18 protein-coding genes and 2 pseudogenes are annotated in these 23675 nt (G+C 42.1%); 11 read left to right on the top strand and 9 right to left on the bottom strand.

What is annotated here, in order from left to right:
* Positions 1-818: 818 nt before the first annotated feature.
* The 3 genes from V7K21_RS08090 (at position 819) to V7K21_RS08080 (ending at position 3756) form a co-directional block, all read left to right on the top strand.
* Positions 819-1451, top strand: a complete 633-nt coding sequence (locus V7K21_RS08090; protein WP_335173148.1) for a DUF4360 domain-containing protein — start codon at positions 819-821, stop codon at positions 1449-1451.
* A 310-nt stretch (positions 1452-1761) separates the two neighbouring features.
* Positions 1762-2460: a DUF4360 domain-containing protein gene (locus V7K21_RS08085; protein ID WP_335173146.1), complete on the top strand. Its 699-nt coding sequence runs from the start codon at positions 1762-1764 to the stop codon at positions 2458-2460.
* Positions 2461-3144: 684 nt separating this feature from the next.
* Positions 3145-3756, top strand: a complete 612-nt coding sequence (locus V7K21_RS08080) for a DUF4360 domain-containing protein (RefSeq protein ID WP_335173144.1) — start codon at positions 3145-3147, stop codon at positions 3754-3756.
* 255 nt (positions 3757-4011) lie between these two features.
* Here V7K21_RS08080 and V7K21_RS08075 read toward each other — a convergent pair whose 3' ends face one another.
* From V7K21_RS08075 to V7K21_RS08060, 4 genes and pseudogenes are all read right to left on the bottom strand, one after another.
* On the bottom strand, positions 4012-5028 hold the full coding sequence (locus tag V7K21_RS08075; protein ID WP_335173142.1) for a sulfate/molybdate ABC transporter ATP-binding protein: 1017 nt from the start codon (positions 5026-5028) through the stop codon (positions 4012-4014).
* A 127-nt stretch (positions 5029-5155) separates the two neighbouring features.
* Positions 5156-7270: pseudogene (locus V7K21_RS08070) on the bottom strand (HEAT repeat domain-containing protein); the annotation flags it as partial.
* A 175-nt stretch (positions 7271-7445) separates the two neighbouring features.
* Positions 7446-7754: a hypothetical protein gene (locus V7K21_RS08065; protein WP_335173140.1), complete on the bottom strand. Its 309-nt coding sequence runs from the start codon at positions 7752-7754 to the stop codon at positions 7446-7448.
* Positions 7755-7988: 234 nt separating this feature from the next.
* Positions 7989-8465, bottom strand: a pseudogene (locus V7K21_RS08060) (hypothetical protein).
* Positions 8466-8996: 531 nt separating this feature from the next.
* Here V7K21_RS08060 and chlP point away from each other — a divergent pair.
* Positions 8997-10217, top strand: coding sequence for a geranylgeranyl reductase (gene chlP / locus V7K21_RS08055; RefSeq protein ID WP_335173138.1), 1221 nt, complete (start codon positions 8997-8999; stop codon positions 10215-10217).
* Between the two features lie 213 nt (positions 10218-10430).
* Here the strand turns inward: chlP and V7K21_RS08050 are convergent, their stop codons facing one another.
* On the bottom strand, positions 10431-12443 hold the full coding sequence (locus V7K21_RS08050; protein WP_335173136.1) for a S9 family peptidase: 2013 nt from the start codon (positions 12441-12443) through the stop codon (positions 10431-10433).
* A 174-nt stretch (positions 12444-12617) separates the two neighbouring features.
* Between V7K21_RS08050 and V7K21_RS08045 the strand changes: the two genes are divergently transcribed.
* Together V7K21_RS08045 and V7K21_RS08040 are read left to right on the top strand one after the other, a co-directional pair.
* Positions 12618-13976: a DUF3370 domain-containing protein gene (locus V7K21_RS08045; RefSeq protein ID WP_335173134.1), complete on the top strand. Its 1359-nt coding sequence runs from the start codon at positions 12618-12620 to the stop codon at positions 13974-13976.
* Positions 13977-14226: 250 nt separating this feature from the next.
* Positions 14227-15579, top strand: a complete 1353-nt coding sequence (locus tag V7K21_RS08040) for a pentapeptide repeat-containing protein (protein WP_335173132.1) — start codon at positions 14227-14229, stop codon at positions 15577-15579.
* A gap of 20 nt (positions 15580-15599) precedes the next feature.
* Here V7K21_RS08040 and V7K21_RS08035 read toward each other — a convergent pair whose 3' ends face one another.
* From V7K21_RS08035 to V7K21_RS08025, 3 genes are all read right to left on the bottom strand, one after another.
* Complete coding sequence (locus V7K21_RS08035) at positions 15600-16214, bottom strand: Uma2 family endonuclease (protein ID WP_335173130.1); 615 nt, start codon at positions 16212-16214, stop codon at positions 15600-15602.
* Between the two features lie 146 nt (positions 16215-16360).
* The gene (gene map / locus V7K21_RS08030) at positions 16361-17146 is read right to left on the bottom strand and encodes a type I methionyl aminopeptidase (protein WP_335173128.1); all 786 of its coding nucleotides are present in this window, start codon (positions 17144-17146) and stop codon (positions 16361-16363) included.
* Positions 17146-18162, bottom strand: a complete 1017-nt coding sequence (locus tag V7K21_RS08025) for a Gfo/Idh/MocA family protein (RefSeq protein ID WP_335173126.1) — start codon at positions 18160-18162, stop codon at positions 17146-17148. The genes map and V7K21_RS08025 overlap by 1 nt, the downstream gene beginning before the upstream one ends.
* A 108-nt stretch (positions 18163-18270) precedes the next feature.
* On the opposite strand from V7K21_RS08025, the gene V7K21_RS08020 reads away from it, so the two are divergent.
* Together V7K21_RS08020 and V7K21_RS08015 are read left to right on the top strand one after the other, a co-directional pair.
* Positions 18271-18402, top strand: a complete 132-nt coding sequence (locus V7K21_RS08020) for a hypothetical protein (RefSeq protein ID WP_335173125.1) — start codon at positions 18271-18273, stop codon at positions 18400-18402.
* Positions 18403-18714: 312 nt separating this feature from the next.
* Positions 18715-19014 carry a ferredoxin gene (locus V7K21_RS08015; protein ID WP_335027305.1) on the top strand — a complete coding sequence of 100 codons (300 nt, stop codon included), beginning with the start codon at positions 18715-18717 and terminating at the stop codon, positions 19012-19014.
* 224 nt (positions 19015-19238) lie between these two features.
* Here V7K21_RS08015 and V7K21_RS08010 read toward each other — a convergent pair whose 3' ends face one another.
* Positions 19239-20936, bottom strand: coding sequence for a SpoIID/LytB domain-containing protein (locus V7K21_RS08010; protein ID WP_335173123.1), 1698 nt, complete (start codon positions 20934-20936; stop codon positions 19239-19241).
* 115 nt (positions 20937-21051) lie between these two features.
* On the opposite strand from V7K21_RS08010, the gene V7K21_RS08005 reads away from it, so the two are divergent.
* The 3 genes from V7K21_RS08005 to grpE all read left to right on the top strand — a co-directional run bounded on the left by V7K21_RS08005 (position 21052) and on the right by grpE (position 22779).
* Complete coding sequence (locus tag V7K21_RS08005; protein WP_335173121.1) at positions 21052-21315, top strand: sulfiredoxin; 264 nt, start codon at positions 21052-21054, stop codon at positions 21313-21315.
* Positions 21316-21426: 111 nt separating this feature from the next.
* On the top strand, positions 21427-21918 hold the full coding sequence (locus V7K21_RS08000) for a Dps family protein (protein WP_335173119.1): 492 nt from the start codon (positions 21427-21429) through the stop codon (positions 21916-21918).
* 195 nt (positions 21919-22113) lie between these two features.
* Complete coding sequence (grpE, locus tag V7K21_RS07995; protein WP_335173202.1) at positions 22114-22779, top strand: nucleotide exchange factor GrpE; 666 nt, start codon at positions 22114-22116, stop codon at positions 22777-22779.
* The last annotated feature ends 896 nt before the right edge of the window (positions 22780-23675 follow it).

Below are 23675 nucleotides of genomic sequence, written 5' to 3'. Positions count from 1 at the left end.
ACAGTTTGCTGATTTGAGTATTGCAGTTTTGGAAATGTTACCACCGTTGAGAGGATCTTAGGTAAGAGCAATGTCTGACGACAAGCCCTGAGTTCGATAGCGTCCCTTAGGCGTCTGGTAGAGAAGCGTTAGCAACTCTGAGTAGCGTGTAGACTGGCTATCAGGTTTGCTGTCACCTGCCCTTGATGATAGTTGCTACAACGGGGGGAACCCTACCAAAAGCGCTGTCTCACCGCTGTGCGTCTACGTACTTTCTCACAAGAAGTTGTCAAAATTTGCAAAAAATATGTCTTTAGATAGATAGAATATACTTCTCATGTAACTTATTGTAATAATTGACACATTATGGTGATAACAGTTCTCAATTGAAGAAATATACAGAAGTCAGAATTTAGGAGTGAGAATTCATTAGTGTGGGATTCAGACCCACCACTTTCTTGTTGACCACTAAATCGTTTGCGTAGCGGATGTACCAAAAGATTTAGTGGGGGTCTTAAACCCATTTACTCAGACGCTCGTGGATTCGCTAACGCTACGCTATCCGCCAGTCGTAAACAATTCAATTAGACAATTCTGACTCCTGACTCCTAAATTCTTTTCTGATAAGTGAAATACGCTGATAAATAATTTCAGAGCCAGAAATTAATTTTTTCTAGTTCTGTCTTCTTTAGCGTATTGCACACATCTAAGAATTGCTATAAATACCCAAACCCCAAAGAGGCTGCTGGGTAAAATTTCTTTGTGTAAAAGTATTTTAGGAATTTGAAATGGCAGCTAATGTGCACAGGAAACTACACGTTTTTGCGGAGTCCTTAAATATGAAAATTTTAACGGGTCTGATTTCTAGTTTGACGCTACTGAGTTTGAATGTTGTGGGTTTATCTCAGGTACAGGCTCAATCAAAAGGATTTGAATTTCAAAAAGTTCCAGTAACTCTTTTAGGAAATGGTTGCCCAGCGGGAACAGCAGAGGGAATTTTGAATGGAGATACTCTTTCAATAACATTTTCTGAGTTTGAAGCTTTAGCTTCACCTCCTAAGGTTGTATCTAAATCCTGCAATCTGCGGATCGGTCTTAATGTACCTTCTGGAGTGAACGTTCAGCCGATTAACGTCAAGTATATTGGCTTTGCAGATGTGCCTCAAGCAGGCAGTGCTGACCTAAACGTTAAAATACTCTTTCAAGGTGAACAAATTCCAACTAACAATAATCCAAACGCAACGTTTAAGACTGGCTTCTCAGATGTTTGGAGCAAAGATGTCGGTATTATATTAGGCACAATAAATGCATGTAAGAATCCAGTGAGTTCGATTTTTGGTATCAATACAAATCTGACGGCAAGAGCTAGAGGTATACCTGTAGGTCAAGAAACCCAAATCCGAATTGATACAATCGACACAACAATCGGTCCTGTATTGTTTCAAATCAAGTTTGCTTTTACTCCTTGTTAGGTTTTTTAAATGCAAAGTTAAGTTTTGCATTTAATTTGTCACAAAAGCTGCTTTTCCAACTTCTCGAAAGATTTCTTCCAATCGCTTTGAATAAATCTTTGACTCTTTGTCTTGAGAAATAATATTGACAACAAAATAGTAATTATCAAATCATTGAAATACGCTGATAAATAATTTAAGAGACAGAAATTCATTGTTTTTTTATTTCTGTCTCCTTTAACTAGAGCGTATTGCACACAATTAAGAACTGCTATAAATCCCCAAAACCTAAAGAGGCTGCTAGGTAAAGTTTTTTCTGTAGAAGTATCTTATGAAGTTTTCAGTTGCAGCTAATATGCACAGGAGATTACACGTTTTAACAGAGTCCTTAAATATGAAAGTTTTGAGTGGTCTGATTTCTAGTTTGACGCTACTGAGTTTAAATGTTGTAGGTTTATCTCAGGTACAGGCTCAAGAACAAGAAGGATTTACGTTTCAAAAAGTTCCAGTAACTCTTCTCGGAAATGGTTGCCCACGGGGAACAGCAGAAGGAATTTTGAATGGAGATACTCTTTCAATAACATTTTCTGAGTTTGAAGCTTTAGCTTCACCTCCTAAGGTTGTATCTAAATCCTGCAATCTGCGGATCGGTCTTAATGTACCTTCTGGATTTAACGTTCAGCCGATTAACGTCAAGTATATGGGCTTTGCAGATGTGCCTCAAGCAGGCAGTGCTGACCTGAACGTTAAAATACTCTTTCAAGGTCAAGAAGTTCCAACTAGCAATAATCCAAACGCAACATTTAAGCCTGCATTCTCAGATGTTTGGAGTAAAGATGTCGGTATTACATTAGGTACAATAAATGCATGTAAGAACCCAGTGAGTTCGATTTTTGGTATCAATTCAATTCTGACGGCAAGAGCTAAAGGTATACCTGTAGGTCAAGAAACCCAAATCCGAATTGATACAATAGATACAACAATCGGCCCTGTATTGTTCCAAATCAAGTTTGATTTTAATCCTTGTTAGCTTTTTTAAATGTATAGTAAGTTTTGCATTGAATTTTTCTGAAAAGTTGATCCCTCTAAAAGGATGTTTTAAAAGGGTCTTTTACTCTCATAGTGAGCACAGCAAAGCATCTCACTAGATGAGTGAAACCTTGTTTTTTCGTTGTAATTGATCCAAGTCAGAACCAGAAAGTTATACCTTCTGAGACTTTTAAAACATCCTCTAAAGCTGCTTTACAAAGTTATCGAAAGATTTCTTTAGAGCAATTTGAAGAAATCTTTGATTGTCTTTGTTCAGAAACAGTATTGACAAAAAAGCTGATAAGCTATCATAGAATTATATTTCTTATCTTTGCTGTTTGATATAAACTAAAAATTGAACGAAATCATAATTAGAAAACATATATCTTTTGATAGATAGAATGTAGTTATCATGTGATTTATTATTGATTAGAGACTCATTGTAATAGCAATTTTCAAATAAGTGAAATGCGCTGATAACTAATTTAAGAGTCATAAATTTATTGTCTTTTTCTATTTATGTCTCCCTTAACCGGAGCGGATTGCACACATTTAAGAATTGCTATAAATCCCCAAACCCAAAAAATGCTGCTGGGTAAGATTTATTTTCATAGACTAATACTACGTAATTTTAAGTTGCAGCTAATATGCACAAAAAATTACACATTTTCGCGGAGTCGTTAACATGAAAGTCCTAAGCACTCTTATTTCCAGTTTGACGTTACTGAGTTTAAATCTTGTAGGTTTATCTCAGGTACAGGCTCAACCACAAGGATTTCAGTTTCAAGCAGTTCCAATAACTCTTTTCGGAAATGGCTGCCCGTCGGTAAATCCCCAAGCAACTTTGAATGGAGATACTCTATCTGTAACTTTACCTTCATTTGAGGCTACAGCTTTACCTCCTAAGGTTGTATCAAAATCTTGCAATCTGAGGATCGGTCTTAATGTGCCTATTGGGTACAAAGTTAAGCCAATTAATATCAGGTATGTTGGCTTTGCAAATGTGCCTCAGGGAGGCAGTGCTGACCTAAGAGTTAGATTAGTGTTTCAAGGCAAAGATGTTCCAAATTCTAGTAATGATCCAAACGCAACGTTTGCTGCCGGCTTTTCAAATGGATGGGTAAAAAATGTAGATATAACTCCAGATACAATAGATGCGTGTACAAAACCAGTGAATTCGGTTTTCGGCATCAACACAACTTTGATAGCGCGTGCCAGAAATGTAGCTGTAGGACGGCAAACCAAAGTTAGAATCGATAAGGGCTATCAAATTAAGTTTGCTTTTACTCGTTGTTAGTAGGGGCAAATATAAGCCTGTGATATAGTAGAAAGTCAAATGTTAGAGGATTAAATAAATTCCTCACAAGAAATGAGTGAAAAGCCAGCACACCAGCCTCAGCATGATACTGTCCTGGTGCGCGCGTATATGCTTGTGAAACTATCTCATCAGCATCTACAATTACACAGCCTACTGGTGGATTAGCCAAAGATGATGGCAACACTTTTTTGCTGCGATATCAACTAGCAAGTATAAATACTTACACACTGTAAATTAAACTAAATAAGACAGTGGGAAGGACTTCGCGTCCTTTGGCTTCACATATACTCGCTGTTTCGCTTCTAACTTTAAGTCATTAAAGCGATCGCGTGTTAAATGCGCCGTCACTACTTGTCCATCATCGAAAGTTAATTCCACCTGAATTTCCCAACCCAAATGTACCAACCGACTCACTGTTGCAGGTGTAGTGGTACCGTTGGCAACTTTTTCCAAAATCACATCTTGCGGGCGCAAAAATACTTGTGGGTGTGGCGTATCAAACCCACTACTTTGAAAAATCTTCGAGGTGCTAGGTAATACGTTCACTGGGCCAATGAAGCTCATTACAAATGCGGTGGCAGGATTATCGTAAATTTCTGCTGGTGTCCCCACCTGTTCCACACGCCCTTTATTCATGACCACAACTTCATCGGAGACTTCCATTGCTTCCTCTTGGTCGTGGGTGACAAAAACCGTGGTAACATGAACTTCATCATGGAGGTGGCGTAACCATGCCCGTAGGTCTTTGCGAACTTTAGCATCAAGTGCGCCAAAGGGTTCATCTAGCAATAATACTTCTGGTTCCACTGCCAATGCCCTTGCTAATGCTACCCGTTGTCTTTGACCACCAGAAAGCTGTGATGGATAGCGATCGCCTAGTCCACTCAATTGCACCAATTCCAGTAATTGTTCTACCCGCCCCTTAATTTTCTTTGGCTGTGCCTTACGAATTTCTAAGCCAAAAGCAATATTCTGCCTGACGGTCAAATGCTTAAATAGAGCATAGTGCTGAAATACAAAGCCAATATTGCGTTGTTGCACGCTTTGATATGTAGCGTCCTTACCAGTAAGCAGGATTTTGCCGCTATCTGGCATTTCTAAACCTGAAATTAACCGTAATAGTGTAGATTTACCCGATCCTGATGGCCCAAGCAACGCAACTAGCGAACCACTCTTAATTTCCAGGCTAACCTGATCAACTGCTTTGAAACTCCCGAATTGTTTGGAGACGTTCTCAACTACTATGCCCACTGCTGCTGTACCTCTGCAACTAAATCTACAGATCCTTGGTAGGATTACTGTGTCTTACATATACCATACATAGTTATTTATAGATGAACAAGATTTAGGCTCTACTTTTCAGCACGCACTAAATGCTCTATACTCCATGCAAACTTATCCTAGTTCGCAATAACTGCACAAAAGTATTACTCACCGTATTGTCTCTAGTATCGGCGGCGTATTGAATCAATTTTTTCTGCAGTTCTTCGGCTGCATCTATCTTAAGTAAGGTTGTTAGCAACAAATAAACGCCATAAAAACGCGGATCGCCCATTCTATCAACTAATAGTCCTTTGGCGGCATCACTTTCGCCCAAAAAGTTCTGCACTAAGAAGAAGTCCATAATTTTATCGTGGCGGAAGCACCATTCTGTCTTATCTTCACCTTTTTGATCTTTCCACTTACGGCTGACTACCATTTTATATTTTTCATCTTCCAAAGATTGCAACACTTGATAAAATTCATCGGCGGGTAAGGCTTGTTTGTCGTCGAGTCGTATTTGATAGACGGCGGTTGAAAATCTCGTTAATGGAAATTCTTGATTCCATTTTCGCTGGTATTCTGCTGCTATCAAATTGTATTGCTGTTCTTGCAGGCTAAATAAGTTAGGAGATTCGCCTTGTGATAACATCAGCGCTACCACAGTTAAATCCATTGGGTTAGAAAGAATTCGGCGGGCTGCATCTAACTCTTGTTTAGGCTGCTGGTTATTCAGGGCTTCTTCGAGGTAGTTAGTGTAAGCTTTTTTGTAATTAGCACCTTGAACTTGGGCATCTTTGGGCAGTCGCGGCTGGCGGCCAATCAAAAATTCTTTAATTTGTGGTGACTCAAGGGGTTGCAAGTAGTATGTTTTTGCTGTTGAGGGTGGTGTCCACTCTAAAGGCTGGGTAGTCATAATAATGTCGCCCCGGAAATAGCTTTCGACAAAGTTGACGATTTTGGCGCGTGTGTCGGCGGTGACTTCGTTGAGTCCGTCGATACAGATATCTATCGCACCACTGTAAATCAGGTTTTTCAGGAAGCCGGCATCTTAGGCTTGGCCGTGTAGCTTGTCTTGGATGGCTTCAATTACGCCTTTATGACATTTCTGGGCGGGGAGATAAACGACTATGCGCTGGGAGTTTTGCAACAGATGACGGAGAAACATCGATTTGCCTAAGCCAGACTCACTTTCTAAGATAATTTGTCCTTGAATACTGGGTAAGGCTTTGGTAATTAGCTGGGTGTCTCCTGAGACGGTAACTTTGACTTTAGATTTTAGGAAGTATGATTGGTCATTAAAATTATCTAAGTCAGCATCGGCTAATAGGGAAGGTTTGAACGGCTCAAACAGTTTGCGCCGGAAGAAAGGAACCCAGGTGAGGAGAAAGCCGACATAGCCGACACCGAGAATCCGGCGTACACAAGGGTTCCAGAAGAAGATGGCTTGGACTTGGGGAAATTTGGGGTAGGCAAAAATCAGGACAAGCCAAAAGGCAATGTGAGCGATGATGATGTTTATGGCTTTGAAAAACCACTGCCAACCCTTGAGGTTAACTATGACTGATTGCAGTGAATCAGCTTCGTTGTATGCAATTTCTTGGAGATTGTTGCGGTGAGTTTCTAGGATAAAAATATCTTGTGGTTGCCATTTAACTTTTCTTGCAACCTCGGCGATTTGCCTTGCTAAGTCTTTTCGTAATTATGGCAGTTTTTGACTGGGTTCCCAAGCTTTGCGAAAAACCTCCAGTGTTTTCTTCCCGTCTTCGTATTTTATTTCACGAGGAATTGCTTTAGGCTTACCAAGCCATGTAAGCAGCGTTTTCACATCGTCAGTACCACCAGCAAGGAAATAGGTTAAAAATCGCCACTGTACTTCTAATTGATCTGGGTAATAGACGCTATCCAGAATTACCACAATATTATTTAAGTTGAGTTGTTCTATTTTCCCCAATGTCACTGCTGCATTTATAGCACCGAAACGAACATCTTTATCAACGGATTTATCCTTGAGGATGTCAGCGATGTCTTTGACGTAGGGTTTGGTAGCCTCCCCCAGATTTCCCAATGCTATTGCTGCATCTCTACGAAGATTGGGGTTAACGGATTTATCCTTGAAAATGTCAGCGATGTCTTTGACGTAGGGTTTGGCAGCCTCCCCCAGATTTGCCAATGCCCATGCTGCACCGAAACGAACATCTTTATCAACGGATTTATCCTTGAGGATTTTGGCAGCTTTTTGAGCAACATCCTCCAGTTTCTTGCCCACAAATTTAAAATCTTTGAGATCGTATTTAACTAATTTGTTCAGAGCATATACCTTAACTTTGTCGTCTCTATCATCAAGGGCTGCTACTATACCGTTAATTTGCCAATCTTGGGGTTTAGGTTTGGGGGTTTCTTTGGCGCTAACCCAAGGTAGACAAAGGAGGAAAGAAAGGATAAAAGCTAAAGCATAAAGGAGAAAGCCAGAAGGCTTGCTGCGGTGGTGGGGAGTTGTGACCATGTTTGGAGCAAGGTGGCAGATTACAAGCTGTTACGAATCTAATAACAACCTTGCAATCCGTAATTCCTGATTGAGAATGCAACTTGGTTTCAACAAGTGGTAGGCGATCTGCATTCACAAGTATCAAAGACTCGTCCACGAGTATCAAAGACTCGTCTACGAGTATCAAAGACTCATCCACGAGTATCAAAGACTCGTCCGCGAGTATCAAAGACTCGTCCGCGAGTCTTTAATACTCGTGGACGAGTATTAAAGACTCGTCCACGAGTATTAAAGACTCATTAATGAGGTTTAACTACTCATTCACGAAGTTCAAAGACTACAGCACTTATTGTTAGAATGCAGTACACCAGATACGCGGTAGGGGCACAGCAATGCTGTGCCCCTACGAATGGTTGTATTTGACGCAAGCGAGAAAGGCTATGAACCGAATGGCAATATTTGCCTATGAATCAGAGTTAGTTTTAGCAGGTTTACTTTTAATAGCTTTAAACCTTTCCCCTAATTGTTCAGCAATCGTTTTTAATCCCGGAGTTTTCTTAGCAGCAGTCTTCACGTAGTCGTAAACTGTTAAGCTGCTACCCATTGCTTCGCTGCCAACTGCCATTAGGGTATCATCTACTTGTTCTGTCAGTTGTTGCAGTTTAATCAACAGTTCGGTGAGGGTTGCGGCTAATTGATAATCCCGCACAAATTCCTCTACATCAAAACTGGCTGGTAAAATGTCTCGGTTAGACTAGGCAGAAGTCAGGCTAGTGTTGACAAAGGCTAGGCTTTTATCGCCCATCTTAAATAACTTGCGTCGTTCTTCCACACTCAGAGTCACGAGAAAAGGCATCTTTGCTTCGATAGTCGCAAAGGCTGCTTTAATTTCTTGGATATCTGCTGGGGAAAGGGAGCCTGTAATGTTTTGGTAAGCCATTGGGTATTTACTGTGGTGAATCTGTTTGTTATGATTCCCACTGGTAAATGCGATCGCACAAATTTGGGCATGGCGAGTAAGGAAATTAACCTCTCTGGTTGTATACACAAGTCGAATTACCCCCCTTAATCCCCCCTTAGAAAGGGGGGAAAAAAGAAATCTAGTACAACACGGCGGAAATAAACCACCCATTCCAAATCAACGAAACGCTTACGCTGTATTCATTTTTAATTTTGTTAGCGCAGCGTTAGCGAGTCCGCGAGCGTCATTTTGAATTTTGAATTCCGCCTTGCGGTACTAGTTCCCTCCCCTTTATAAGGGGAGGGTTAGGGTGGGGTAAAACTTACGCTTCAAGCTAAATGAGTTGTTATGATTCCCAGTGATAAATGCAATCCATCCCCCATCTCGCTTTTCGTATCGAAACATTAAGGAATATTGCATTTGTGCAGAAACCTGAAGGTAAAGCGCCAAATCACTAGAAAGACCGTGGTAGTATGCTCTCGGTAAATGTGAAGATTGGGAGAAAGACCTTTGACACTACGGGTTGCTGTTATTGGGTCAGGCCCTGCTGGTTCATCTGCTGCAGAAACACTGGCAGCCTCTGGGATTGAAACCTACTTGTTTGAGCGGAAGCTAGACAATGCGAAGCCTTGCGGGGGTGCAATTCCTCTATGTATGGTGAGTGAATTTGACTTACCACCAGAGATTATCGATCGCCGTGTCAGGAAGATGAAAATGATTTCGCCTTCTAATCGGGAGGTTGATATCAATTTGGTAAATGAAGATGAATATATAGGAATGTGCCGCCGGGAAGTGCTGGATGGCTTTTTGCGCGATCGCGCGGCAAAAGTAGGCGCAAATTTAATTAATGCTACTGTTCATAAACTCGATATACCAGGAAACAATACTGACCCCTATACCATTCATTACGTTGACCATACAGAAGGTATATCACAGGGTATTGCCAAAACCCTGAAGGTGGATCTAATCATTGGGGCGGATGGGGCTAATTCTCGCGTTGCTAAAGAAATGGACGCTGGGGATTACAATTATGCGATCGCTTTCCAAGAGCGAATTCGCTTACCCGAAGACAAAATGGCCTACTATAACGACCTCGCCGAAATGTATGTCGGCGATGACGTTTCTACTGACTTCTACGCTTGGGTTTTCCCCAAATATGACCACGTAGCTGTCGGTACTGGCACAATGCAGGTTAATAAAGCCAGCATCAAACAGTTACAAGCTGGTATCCGCGCCCGTGCTTCCGAGAAACTCGCAGGCGGTAAAATCATCAAAGTAGAAGCGCACCCCATTCCTGAACATCCCCGTCCCCGTCGTGTTGTTGGTCGCATCGCTTTGGTGGGAGATGCTGCTGGTTACGTTACCAAGTCCTCTGGTGAAGGTATTTATTTTGCTGCTAAATCTGGGCGGATGTGTGCCGAAACTATTGTCGAAGCATCTAACAGTGGTAGCCGTATTCCTACAGAAGATGACCTCAAGGTTTATCTGAAGCGTTGGGATAAAAAATATGGACTCACTTACAAGGTGCTGGACATTCTGCAAAGTGTGTTCTATCGTTCCAACGCCACCCGCGAGGCGTTTGTGGAAATGTGCGATGACCTCGATGTTCAGCGGCTAACATTTGATAGCTATCTGTATAAGACAGTTGTCCCAGCTAATCCCATCACCCAACTGAAAATTACTGCCAAAACCATTGCTAGCTTAATTCGGGGTAATGCCCTTGCACCTTAACTGAGTGGGGGATATTGGGACTTCTAACAAATAAATTACCCAATTTTGCGGGGTGGAAAGAATGTCAAGTTGAAATTGATGGGTAAACAAGTTCGTAGTAAGGACTTTAGTCCCAGATTTTTAAGCACTGAAGTGCTTACTACAAACTCATCATATTTAATGAGACATACCACTTGGTAATTTGTGAAGTTCGTCAAAAGTATTTATTTCTACTCACAATCCATGCTTGCTATACCAATTAAGATAGCGTTGTAGGCGATCGCGCTGGTAAGTTGGCTTGCTAATATCGTGGGATTGCTCAGGATAAATAATCAATTGAGTATCAACCCCTAAACTTTTGAGTGCTTCATACATCTGCTCAGAGTTGTGCAACGGAACCTCAGCATCGCGATCGCCACCCAGAAATAGTGTTGGTGTTACAATTCGGTCGGCGTGCAGGAATGGAAAAGAAACTCGTAGCCAAGTCTTAAGGTTTTTCCACGGCACGCCCAGTTCCTGTTCGTAGTCATAAACATACTCGTCAGTACCGTATCCTGCCAAAATATTGGAAATGCTAGCTCCACTTACCGCAGCTTTGAAACGGGTATCTTGGGCGATAGTATAGTTTGTTAATATACCACCGTAGCTCCATCCACCTATTCCCAACCGAGATGGATCGGCTATCCCTTGTGCTTCAACGTAGTCAACAGCAGCAAGGACATCTTGAACATCTTTATTTCCCCAGTCAGCGTAAATAGCCTTCGAGAAGGCTTCACCCCGTCCCGAACTACCCCGTGGATTAACTGCAACGATAACATAACCTTTTGCAGCAAACAGTTGCCAGTCAAACATAAACTGGTTTGTGTACTGCCCGACTGGGCCACCATGAAGCTGAAGGAGTGTTGGGTATTTCTTTCCTGGTTGAAAATTCGGTGGTTTGACTGAGAAACCGTGGATTTGGGTGCCATCTTTACTCTTGAAACTAATTTCTTCCGTCGTCCCTAATAGAAGTTGGACAAGCAATTCCTGGTTTTGGTGCGATATTGAACGCAGTTCAGTGCCTTTGAGGGCAAAAACTTCACTTGGCTGCTGCGGCATTGAGGATAACAAGGCAATCTTGTCGTCACCCCCTAAGTCAAAAGCGCTGATATTTCTGCGTCCAGCTAGCAATCGCTCTATTTTACCGCCTGTTACTGGTACTTTTGCTAGGTGAACATTGCCATCGTCTTCCAGCAAAAACAGAATTGATTTGCCATCAGATGTAAAGCGTGGCTTAACAACATTGCGATCAAGTTTTGCTGTTAACAGGCGTGGAGTACCTCCTTCCGATGGAATAACGGCAAGATGGTAAACAGCGTACTCAATTAGCTTTTGAGGGCCTCCTTGCAGATAGGCTATTAACTTCCCATCTGGACTCCAAACAGGTCGGCTACCCCAGGATGGATCGCAATCGGGGACTTCATTGGTAGTTATTTGATGTACTTTTGCTCCTGGTTGGGCGTTGATTGTGTAAACATCCCAATTGTTATGCCGATCAAAATCAGCACCGCGCTTGCTGACAAAAGCAATCTCCTTTCCATCTGGAGACCAGCTGGGCAAATACTCATTAAACTCACCTGGCGTTAGAATATCTGCTTTGTGTGTTGCTAAGTCAAACACGTAAAGGTGTTCACGACTTTTTCCGAGATATCTAACGCCGTCTTCCTGAAATTGAAACCGATCAATGACAATTGGCTGTGCCGTCTTTTGTTCGTTGTAAGTTTTTTGGGGTGGATCGTCGGCGATTACAGCCAGTTGTTTGCCATCGGGCGACCAAACGAAATCAGAAACGCCTCCTGGAAAATCTGAAATCTTTTCTGCTTCTCCACCGGCAAGATTCAGCAGCCAAATTTGATTGCCTTCACTGTCGGACTGACGACTGGAGAGAAAGGTCAGATACTTTCCATCAGGACTGAAACGAGGAGAACTTTCGCTATCTTTACTGTTAGTTAATTTTAGGGTGTGGGAGCCATCCCACGAAGTCATATAAATATGGTTGTTGACAGAATCATTATTGATATCGGTACTCTTGACCGTATAGGCTATCCAAGCTCCATCGCTAGAAATTTGCGGTTCGCTGACTTGGTGGAGAGCAGACATATCGTCTAGGGTAATCAGCCGCTTGGACGTTGCTTGAACCTTGAGACTCGTACTGATCAAAGCAGCGATCGCACCACAAGCGAATACCAGTTGCCTAAACCTTTTCATTTTTCTTGTAAAAATTAGCACAGACGCTAATCTTACATCTGTTGGTCACTTTGGTGGGTGTTACTTGCAACTTTATTTTACAAACAGCCTCCTCTAACTTGTCACGCTTCCGGAGAGGCATAGATTTAGGTATGCTGTATTCTTAACTTCAGTGATAAATTGCTTTTTGAATAAATGCTTAATTTTATTTCCTATTTGTTTTTGGCTCAAGCATCGCCTTCTCCTGCACCGCAGGAAATCTTCGTTCCCCAACAAACAAGACCTTTAACAGGACATCTTGATGCAGTACCGGTATTTAACAGTAATAACCCAGAAGTAGTTCAGAGTGAAGGAATTCTGCTGTCTACATTTCCTCCTCAAGGCAAAAGAGTGCCTAGCGCACATCTGAACTTTCCATTTCAGGGACGGTTTGATTTATTTTCTCACCATATTGCTAGAGCAATTGAAACTCCAAATGATTTGCGAACTCTTTATTTGGGGGTGATTGTTTACAATCCCAGTGATCGCCCTACAACTGTCAACATCTTGCAAGCAGCTAGTTATGTTAGTCAACCTGATGCACCTTTTATCAAACTTCCCGCCATGCAATCAAATAATTCGGGAAATATTTATGCTGGGCCTGGCGATCGCGTCATGAATGATCTACTGCGAGTCAGACGGCAGTCAGGATGGCCAGCCCAGTTGGTAATTCCAGCAAAACAAAGTCGGATGTTAATGAATCTTCCCATTCCAGTGCGGACTTTAACACCGCCATTGAATGGACGTTCTACTTTGTTGCATTTGTATAGTGATAGTCCAGTTTATCTGGCGAACCTGGCCATGTTTGCTAAACCCAATCCCGATGGTAGTGAACGAGCACCCACTTTAGAAGAATGGGAGAACTTGTTAGAAAATGGTGATTTTGCAGGACCCCGTGAACCTGCCCCCAGTCCTCCAAATCACCTTGCAGGGGCAACAGAAATTTACGGACGGGTAGCGGGGGTAGCTGTTGGCTCTCGTTGGCAAGCACTAGTTACCGACTCTAATAGTTCATACCTGACAATTCCTGAATCAGGACAAGCTTTTTCCTATGGTTTAAGTACCCTTTTAGCAGGCAAAATGGGTACTGGACAAAACCAAACTGCTAAACTAGTAGCGCGTTATTCTGGTACTGCTTACGAAGCTCACGGCAACTATGGCATTGAATACAACATCTCTCTACCATTAATCAACAATACGGATAAGCCGCAAACTATAAATGTGCTTTTCCAAACACCTATCAAAGAAGATGAGTTAAGTAAACCTGGGCTTCGCTTTTCTTCACCACCCCAATCATCCGTCTTATTCCGAGGCACAGTTCGTATTCGCTACAATGACGATAATGGCTTACCCAGAACCCAATACTGGCATTTAGTTCAACAAGAGGGACAGATGGGAGAACCGCTTGCTCAATTAAAAATATCTCCTGGCCAGCGGCGAATGGTAGAAGTGGATTTTCTCTACCCACCTGATGCTGCCCCCCCTCAAATGCTGACAATTCAAACTGTAGGCTAAACATCAGGCAGAGGGCAGACGGGAACAAAAAAGTTTACCCTTAAAACGTTTACCAGCGCGAGTTTCTCCGTTAAGTTAATACAGATGAACTGCTGTGGTTCCCCTACAAATTGCGTGAAGTACACACAATTGAAAACTTTTAAATTTAGCATTTCTCATCTGCATAGAATACAGGCTTTTCATTTTGGGTTTAGTGCAATTTCTGATAAAACAGATGTTGAACTAAATGTGCTGGGGCAAAATAGAAAACATGACGATTGAATCCGATTCCTCTAATCTACCAACCCCAGAACCAGTCCCGGAAAACGACTTACAACCAGATGACTTTGAGGGTGGTGCAACTGAGAAGAACCTAACCTCAGAACCACTAGCGACACAACAAGCCCTAGCGGCGATCGCATCTTTGAAATCTCCGCAATATACAACTGCTCTTCAACTAACACGTTCTGATCTCAATCAACCTACTACCAAGCAATTTCTAGTTAAGCCGAGGGCATTGTTAATTACTTTAATCGCGATCGCCATCACCTTCGTTGGAATTATCCTCAATAACTGGATTATCGGCATTATCGGAACGCTAATAACTTTGCTCTTATCCCTAGCGATATTATTGCCTTGGTTCCGAGAAGTTTTAAACGACTGGTTTTCACCCCAAGAACGCACCCTGTTTGTAGCATTTTTGGGATTACTAGTAGCTATTGTCGGCTTGATTCGGTTTACAGGTGTAGGCGATCGCTTACTGCTTTGGGGACACCAGATTGACTGGGACATTGCTGGAACCCTAGCAGACTGGTTTGGCGCTTTGGGGCAAATTCTCATCGCCGTCATCGCCGTTTACGTGGCATGGCGACAATATGTCATTTCCAAAGACTTGACAATTCAGCAAAACCTGCTCACAGTTCAGCAAAATATTATTACTCAGCAACAGACAATTGATTCCTATTTCCAAGGCGTTTCAGACTTAGTATTAGATCAAGAAGGATTATTAGAAGATTGGCCCCAAGAAAGAGCGATCGCCGAAGGACGCACTGCGGCAATTTTAAGTAGTGTAGATGGCAGTGGTAAAGCAAAAATTCTCCGCTTTCTCTCACGTTCCAAATTGCTCTCACCCTTACAACGCGATCGGCTATTAGGTCGAGCCATTCTCGACGGGAGTGGCGGTTATGCAGAAGACCGCCTAGAAGGTGTGCGTGTCATCGATTTAGGCGTAACCCTAGCAGGAGCAGACCTTTCTGGTACTGATTTACGTTGGACTGATCTGAGCGAAGCTAATCTTGTCCGCGCTAATTTGGTCGGTTGTGACTTAGTAAAAGCCAATCTTTCCCGCACAATTTTATATAATGCTAATCTCAGTGGTGCTGACATCAATGGGATTCGCCTATTCTACGGTGTAGTAGATAAAGCATCACCCCGCAGTCGCACTGAACCACCAGATTATGAAACCGGCGAACAAACTGGCGCTGTGGTGGAAAATGCTGATTTCAGCAATGTGCAACGGATGTCTGAGTCTGCACGTAACTACTGTTGCACTTGGGGTGGCGAAAAAACCAGAGCTACTATTCCCGGCGGTTGTGAAGGTATCCCTAATAAGTTGGGAAGATAATTATAAGACTAGATAAAAAATTAGTTAGCTGCATTAAAAATCTGCTGTGCAGTTAAACTTAATTGGGGAAAGGTAGGTGATGAAATCGCGGTGTTACCTTGAAACGCTGTCATTTGATATTCACCATCAACTAATTCGCATACAAAAATAGTGGGTTGTTTGGGATTGCCAATAAACTTTCTTGCACCCAATGCAGCATAATCAGCAATCCAATATTCGGGAATTTCCATTTCTTCATAATCTCTAAATTTATTGTAGTAATCATCTCGCCAGTTGCTTGAAACAACTTCAATAACTATTGGAACCGATGCTGCTTGGCTCACTGTTGACTGTTTTTTAAAAAGCGGTTCATTGTCGAGATTATTAAGATTTAGCAGCAACACATCAGGCGAATAAGCGGATTCGGCAGAAGGAGTTTTGACTAATGCAGTTTTGGGAATTCCGTAGGGTAAATTAAGACGATCAAACTCCACAGTTAATTTCCGCGACAAAAACGCAATAACTTTCTCATGTTCTCCGGTTGGAGGCGGCATTTCAATAATTACTCCTTTGTGCAATTCATAGCGTTTCCCATCGTTGGGATCCCATTCGATAAATTCATTGAAGGTGAGTAATTTAGGCAATGCTTGGGTCATAATCCTACCTCCATAACAGAGAGCGCTGAGAAAAAAATAAGAGATTTGACGACATCCTTGAGCGAAAAAAATATAAGTCTTTCATGAATTGGAACTAGTGACTTTGGTTCCTTCCAAATGAAAGGAATTTTTCATCATAAATGTTGTCATATAGTCCAGTAATTCTCGCTTTCAGGTAAGGTGAGGATTTCAACACCATCTTCAGTTACAGCTAACGTATGCTCACATTGAGCAGAAAGTTTGCGATCGCGCGTTACCGCAGTCCATTTATCGCCCAGAACCTCGACTTCGTAAGTGCCTTCGTTAATCATTGGCTCAATGGTAAAAACCATCCCTGGTCTGAGGCGCTTGCCTTTACCACGTGTGCCATAGTGGGGAATATCCGGCGCAGTATGAAAAATGTTACTGATGCCGTGTCCAACGAAATCTCGCACTACAGAAAAGCCTTGTGCTTCAGCATACTCTTGAATGGCTGCACCAATGTCGCCAATGCGTCCCCCAGGTTTAACTTCAGCAATACCCAGGCGCAAACACTCCTCTGTCACCTCTACCAGCTTTCTCGTTTTTGGGGAAGGGCTACCGACAAAGAATGTCTTGGATGTATCGCCGTGATAACCTTCAACAATCGGCGTCACATCAATATTAATGATGTCACCTTCCTTGAGAATTTGCTTGGCGTTGGGAATGCCGTGACAGATTACCTCATTTACACTGGTGCAAATCGATTTAGGATAGCCCTTATAACCAAGAGGTGCGCTTTTTGCTCCATGCGCTTGCGTCCAACGTTCGGCTTCATCATTTAGTTCAAGAGTGCTAACCCCTGGCTTCACAAACTGTTCCAAATGCTGGAGAAGTTTAGCTGCTAAACGCCCAGCTTGACGCATTTTCTCTAATTCTCGTTGGGATAAAATAACAATTAGTTCGGTTTTCATTAACTTTTATCTAAAGTATCTTTCATAAACATAGTTAACCCTGTCTGTGCAGCTCTTTGGGCCGCGTCAGCAACCTTTAAGGTATATAAGCTCTCCTCTGGGGTAACGTACAAAGGAGTGCCATCAAAAAGATGGTCTAACACCATACTCATGTCTTTGGCAAACAAACCCCGGCGAGGGCCAACCTCTATAGTTGTTGTTTCCTCTGGCTGGATAAACAATCCTGTGTCACCATCAAAAATTAAACCGCCCTTTTCCCCGTGAACTTCAAACTTACGTTCTGATTGCCAAATAGTTTCACCTTTGCCATATACTATTTGGGCTAAAAGTCCACTGGTAAAGTAGAGTTGACTAGTGCAGAAACAAGTTTGGTAGTATTGCGGTTCTATTTCCCAATATCGCTGGTGACAGTTAATAGTAAATACTTTACCAAATAAATCGGTGAGACGATGTAGGCGAGACAGGGCACCAATTAAGGGAAAGCCGAAAAGCTCGTGGTTATAAGTCCATTTGCGGGGTGCAGGATTCTGGGGGTTGATGGTGCTGTAGCGAACATAAAACACCTCACCAATTTTGGCTAAGTTTTGCTTCAAGGCTTGATGCAAACCACCCAAAAGTTCTAGGTGTTCAACGTGCAGAAGTTTTTGTTGTACCTTGGCTAAGGTAATCAGTTCCTCAGCTTCTACTACATCCAACGAAAGGGGATACTCTACAATCAGATGTTTGCCGTTGGTAAGGGCTGCATGAGCGATCGCCCCATGATCTCGATTAATAGTGGAAATTATTACTAAATCTATATCTTCCCGCTCTACTAGCTCTTGCCAACAACTCAACGCTTCAATCTGGTACTCTCTGGCAAAAGCTTCTGTTTTTTCTGCGGTATGACCAACAACTGCTATTAACTGCGATCGCTCATCATGGAGCAATGCCTCAGCGCGAAACTTTGCCGCATACCCAGTACCTACCAAACCTACACGCACTCTTGCTTTTTCCAAAGCTGCTTCTGAATTATACATGATCCTCCTAGTTCTATTTTCGATCCTCCCACACTTCTAGTGGTGGGATTCTTTTTTCATTCCCTAAAACAAAGGCACTGTTTCCAAGCGCCTAAGGTAAAAAATCAGGTGATTAAAAAATCTGATTGGATAAATTATCAGGGCAATGGCGAACGCGAACAGCGACTGGCACAGAACCTACTTAAGTTTTCGGAGTTGTTGCAGGAATTTTTTGATTACCAACTTACCCAAATTTATTGAACATTATCTTGACAAAAATTGTATTATATGGGCAAAAACCATTTTCAAAATTTATAATAATATTTTATTTACTAAAATATAATTTTTTATTATCATTGCCTGACTATGGCAGTAAATATATAAATAAAACTTATCTAGATTAACCAACTAAATTTCATTACTAATCGGGCTCAATTTCCAGTTACATCGTTTAATTTTTCTCGTAGTATCAGAATTGAAGCAAATTTAAACTAGCGGCTAATCCCACGGAACAGCCGTGACCTTTGCCTTAAAATAACTTATACTGCCGTTTTCAAAAGAGAGGATTATTCAATGGCTACTTTTAAAGTCACACTAATCAATGAGTCCGAAGGGCTGAACAAAACACTTGACGTTGAGGACGACACCTATATTCTAGACGCTGCTGAAGAAGCTGGTCTTGACCTGCCCTACTCTTGCCGTGCTGGTGCTTGCTCCACCTGTGCAGGTAAACTGGTATCGGGTACTGTTGATCAGGGTGACCAGTCATTCTTAGATGACGATCAGATAGAAGCTGGATATGTACTAACCTGTGTTGCTTACCCAACCTCGAATGTGACAATCGAAACTCACAAAGAAGAAGAACTCTATTAAGAGTTAGGAACCTCAACAATAAATCTCTTGCGAGAGTTACTGATGATAAAAAAATAGAAGCCGGGCATTTAGGATTAACACCCTCGAAGTACCGTGTGTACCTCTGAAAGCGACTTTGACAAAAAGCGTAATTTAGTGTTGAGCAGGAACACAAAATTTATTGTGTTCTTGCTTAATTTTTCAGTATGGAGTTTCCCTTCTACGACTGCCTCTGGCCTCTTTTGTTAAAGCTTAATTTCTTTACTAAGAATTTTAATCTGAGTACCAGGATAATAGAATTGGAGAATTTTTGGACTCGACCAACCTAGTTTTGCTAAATTTTGAGCGCCAGTTTGACTCAAGCCGACTCCATGTCCTAATCCACCACCAATAAAAGCGTATCCCCACAGTTCTGGTTTGCCTTTATTCAGAGGTTCTATATAAAATAGCGTACTCACAGGAGCAGCAAAGGCACTGCGAACTTCGTCTTTGTGGAGAATAAAGGTGCTGTTATCGGTTTTAACTGCGAGTTCAAGGATGCGTCCACTCTGGCTTCGCTTCACTACTGCCATAGCCTGAATTGTCTTAAATTTGGCATAGGGATTGTTTTTCACCTGCAAAAATTTCTGCAAGTCCTTGATAATATCCTCTAAAGGGGTTTCCTTGTGCCAACGAAACATATCCCACTTGCTTTCATTAAATCCTTGTTGGATATTAATAAATTTCTGGAAGTTATTTTCATCTGCCAAACTCTGCTTAGACAAGTTCCAAAAATTAGTCGCAGCATCTAGTACAGGACGCAGATAGGGACGATCATCGCCATTCCAGATATCGCTGAAGGAGGCGGTAACACCACCAGTAGTGGAAGAATACAGGGCATCTACTAGTTCGTTTTTATAAGTTACTACCTTACCTCTGGTAGAGGCGATCGCTCGGTCTGTTTTGGCAGCAGCTCCATTCAGCCCATAATAAACTTGGCAATGAGTATCAGCACACAACTGATAGTTATCTGCAACAAACCTGCGTAAATTTCTCAAGGCATAAGTCCGGGCGATAATTGCTTGGGCTTCCAGCGCCGCTGTTGGTGCATCTGTACCTATTTCGTAAGGCAGAACCCCACGCAAATAAGTTTCTAAGGGTACTTGGTTAACTAGAGTGTATGTGCCGTATGCATTTGGCTGCAAATTCAGTCGTCCAGCATAAAGACGAGCAAACTCTTGTTTTTCGCTTTTATTCACCCAAATCAAGTTTTTATCAGTGCTGATTTCCAAATCATTTGGGCTATAGCGTTTACCATCCACCACCCAACTAACTCGCGGCACTTGTTTAACAATCTTAGTATCAAGATATACTTTTTGTTTGGTAGAAGCTTGGATGTTCTGCAATAACAAGCGTCGCAGTAAAGGAGTGCTATAAACATCTCGTTTTGCCCAAACCTGCCAGCGTTCTGGCTGGGCTATTTCCACTTCCATTCCCTGAGAACGCCATTTATTAGCACTGTCTTCCGCAGTTTCAAAGGTACGATATGTGCCTAAAACTACCACTTCTTCAACTGCTGACTGGGGTAAAGCTTGGATGACTGTTTCTAGCTTTACAGGGTTCTTAGTAACCAGTATTTGCTGCTTGTTGTCCGCAAAAAATTTTAGCTTTAAGCGATCGCCTTTTGTGGGTTCCAGTTGCAGCTTGGCTGTGGGTTGTGAGCCAAATCGCTGTACAATCCCAATTTTCAGTTCCATACCCTGGATGTTACTCTCAGGCCCTGATGCAGCAGTTAGTCCCAATAGACAAAATGTGGCCAGTACAGTGTGGGAAAAACGCCAAAGCGAAAATTTCATGGCTACCTGATGGCGAAGCGATAGCGAGTAATCGAGCGTCTTCTGCCCCTTAATGCGGTGTTGGAGCTGATTTTCCAATTGCTTTGTAGTGCGGTTTTTTTGTCGCATGAGTGCTCCAATGATACCATTACCAGTTTTGCCCCAAATACTAGTGGCAAAATGAAGTCATAATGACTATGATTTATTAAGAGACACAAAACAGAACTAGTTGGATAAACTTTTTATGGTTAAAGTCCAAGAAATTCCATTGAATCAGATAAAACGGCCGTTGCCCCGTGCAAACGATCCAAATAAAGTGCAAGCCTTAATGGAATCGATTGCGGAGATTGGGCAGCAAGAAGCTATTGATGTCCTAGAAGTAGATGGACAATATTATGGCTTCTCTGGTTGCCATCGGTATGAAGCTTGCCAGCGTTTAGGCAAAGAAACCGTTTTAGCCAGAGTCCGTAAAGCACCCCGCAGCGTTTTGAAGATGCACTTGGCATAGAGACTTGAGTTTGGGGCAGGGGGCAGGGGGCATGGGGCATGGAGACTTAATTTTCTTACCAATGCCCAATGCCCAATCCCCAATTACATATAACCTAATTAGGAAAAAATTATGTCATCGAAAGTAACAGTCAAAAATGTAAATATCGGCATTGACGAGACAAGTAGGGCTAAAATTGCCGAGGGTTTATCTCGCCTGTTGGCTGACACTTATACACTGTATCTGAAAACTCATAACTTCCATTGGAATGTAACTGGGCCGATGTTCCAAACATTGCATTTGATGTTTGAAACCCAGTATACAGAATTAGCCTTAGCAGTTGATTTAATTGCGGAGAGAATTAGAGCGCTTGGGTATCCTGCACCAGGAACCTACAGCGAATATGCCAAACTGAGTTCAATTCCAGAAACTCCCGGAGTTCCTAAAGCTGTGGAGATGATCGGTTTACTAGTGGAAGGACAAGAAGCCGTAGTCAGAACTGCACGGTCTATTTTCCCTGTGGTAGAGGAAGTTAACGACGAACCTACCGCTGATTTATTGACTCAGCGGATGCAAGTACATGAAAAGACAGCTTGGATGTTGAGAAGTTTACTGGAAGAATAGGAATGGGGCATAGGGCATAGAGAATAGGGAATAGAGAAAAAACTTAATCGCCAATGTCCAATGACGCCAGTTGCTTCTCCTGTCGGAGACGCTGCGCGAACAACGGAGGGAACCTCCCTTCGGGTTCACCAGTCGCCTACAGCGCTGGATTCACCGCAACGCACTGGCTCCCCAATGCCCAATACCCAATACCCAATGCCTAATACCCAATACCTAATACCCAATACCCAAAAGTTGCAAGATTTAATGCAACAAGTGGGTATTTCTAGTTTTAAAGCACTGAGTCGGGCTGCTGGTGTCTCAGAGCGTCAACTTTTGCGCTTACGCCAAGGAAAGCTAGAGCAGATGCGGGTAGAAGTGCTGCTCAAGCTGTCGCCAGTGCTACAGATGCCATTGAGTGAATTAGTCACAACTTTTTCAACCGTAGAGTTATTACAAGAGAAAACAGCGCCCACTCAGGAATTGTTACAACAGATTGCAGATTTAAGAACAGAGTATGATCGCTCGCAGCAACAAATAGAACAACAGCAAGAGATATTACTACAAGAACTCCAGCAGTCGAGTTTGCAACTGCTGGAGTCTTTATTATTGCAATGGCCAACGGCAGTACAGAAAGCGCAAGAAAATCCCCAGCTGGCAGCAGTCAAAATAGTACCGTTGGTGCAGAAACCCCTGGAAAAGCTTTTACAGGCGTGGGGAGTGGAAGCGATCGCACGTGTGGGAGCAGAATTACCTTATGACCCCCAACTGCACCAATTGATGCAGGGTACAGCACAACCAGGTGAAAAAGTCAAGGTGCGCTACACTGGCTACCTTCAAGGTGAAAAGCTGCTTTACAGAGCCAAAGTCAGTGCTGTTTGAGGGGGTTAGGAATTAGTTAGTAAGGGGTTAGAAATTCATAACTCTTTACTTTTTGTGTTATCTGTTGATAAATGAGAGATATTGGGAATACTAAAATAGCCGAGGCGATGACCTCTGAGAACTTCTGTTAGAGCGTTGGTGTGCGTTTGAGCTTGCTTGGCGCTGTTGAAAGCGAAATTTTTGGCTCTAGAGCGGTAGTCCAGGGGTAAATTATTTCAATTATGTAAGTAATTGGACATAAATAAATGTATATCCTAGTTACTATCATAAATACTCAGTAGTCAAAAAATGGTTATATGTACTAATGATTCTGATGTGAAATCCTGATAGTTGAGTAATTTTCATAGTATTTTTGCTTATAGTGCTAAATTAGGGGCTAGAGACTGGAAAAATTTGGTGGGTGATGCAGATCCGCCGCCAAATTGGAGAATAATCTATACCTACCACCCAGTATCCAGGCAGAGGAACGCCGCTGCTAGACTCGGTTTAGCTGCACTATCGCTGCAACCCCTTGAATTTTGAATTGTTTAATTACGGCTATCATCATGAGGTTTATTCGAGAATCTCAGTTTTGCAAAAATATTTTGTAAATAATCTGAAAAGCAGTAACTTCAGGTTGTAGATCAGTACATACCTACATTAATCAGATGCAAAAGTTGGCGTTAAAAATCAACATATGTAACAAAACATCAAAGCAGCAAACAGCTTATAAATCGGTCATTCCAATATTTTTACAAAACTAAACATATATAATTTTTATCGTACCGACTCACTTACCTGATTTATTTTTAATTGGTCTGTTACTAGTAGGAAAGCTATACTTATTTAATAATATGTTTTTTATAATTACAAAAAAGCCAGATTAAAATATTTATAATTAATCTTTATCTATAATG

It is taken from the genome of Nostoc sp. (genome assembly GCF_036919595.1).
Classification (GTDB): Bacteria; Cyanobacteriota; Cyanobacteriia; order Cyanobacteriales; family Nostocaceae; genus Nostoc.
The sequence above is the reverse complement of the archived record's forward strand: the minus strand, read 5'-3'. Positions and strand labels throughout refer to the sequence as shown.

What these genes read in the sequence shown, in the direction of transcription:
- V7K21_RS08045 (WP_335173134.1), top strand. Translation starts at nt 12,618, where the DNA reads ATGCTTAATTTTATTTCCTATTTGTTTTTGGCTCAAGCATCGCCTTCT.
- V7K21_RS08035 (WP_335173130.1), bottom strand. Translation starts at nt 16,214, where the DNA reads ATGACCCAAGCATTGCCTAAATTACTCACCTTCAATGAATTTATCGAA.
- V7K21_RS08025 (WP_335173126.1), bottom strand. Translation starts at nt 18,162, where the DNA reads ATGTATAATTCAGAAGCAGCTTTGGAAAAAGCAAGAGTGCGTGTAGGT.
- V7K21_RS08050 (WP_335173136.1), bottom strand. Translation starts at nt 12,443, where the DNA reads ATGAAAAGGTTTAGGCAACTGGTATTCGCTTGTGGTGCGATCGCTGCT.
- V7K21_RS08090 (WP_335173148.1), top strand. Translation starts at nt 819, where the DNA reads ATGAAAATTTTAACGGGTCTGATTTCTAGTTTGACGCTACTGAGTTTG.
- map (WP_335173128.1), bottom strand. Translation starts at nt 17,146, where the DNA reads ATGAAAACCGAACTAATTGTTATTTTATCCCAACGAGAATTAGAGAAA.
- V7K21_RS08085 (WP_335173146.1), top strand. Translation starts at nt 1,762, where the DNA reads ATGAAGTTTTCAGTTGCAGCTAATATGCACAGGAGATTACACGTTTTA.
- V7K21_RS08040 (WP_335173132.1), top strand. Translation starts at nt 14,227, where the DNA reads ATGACGATTGAATCCGATTCCTCTAATCTACCAACCCCAGAACCAGTC.
- V7K21_RS08015 (WP_335027305.1), top strand. Translation starts at nt 18,715, where the DNA reads ATGGCTACTTTTAAAGTCACACTAATCAATGAGTCCGAAGGGCTGAAC.
- V7K21_RS08080 (WP_335173144.1), top strand. Translation starts at nt 3,145, where the DNA reads ATGAAAGTCCTAAGCACTCTTATTTCCAGTTTGACGTTACTGAGTTTA.
- V7K21_RS08010 (WP_335173123.1), bottom strand. Translation starts at nt 20,936, where the DNA reads ATGCGACAAAAAAACCGCACTACAAAGCAATTGGAAAATCAGCTCCAA.
- grpE (WP_335173202.1), top strand. Translation starts at nt 22,114, where the DNA reads ATGCCTAATACCCAATACCTAATACCCAATACCCAAAAGTTGCAAGAT.
- V7K21_RS08005 (WP_335173121.1), top strand. Translation starts at nt 21,052, where the DNA reads ATGGTTAAAGTCCAAGAAATTCCATTGAATCAGATAAAACGGCCGTTG.
- V7K21_RS08000 (WP_335173119.1), top strand. Translation starts at nt 21,427, where the DNA reads ATGTCATCGAAAGTAACAGTCAAAAATGTAAATATCGGCATTGACGAG.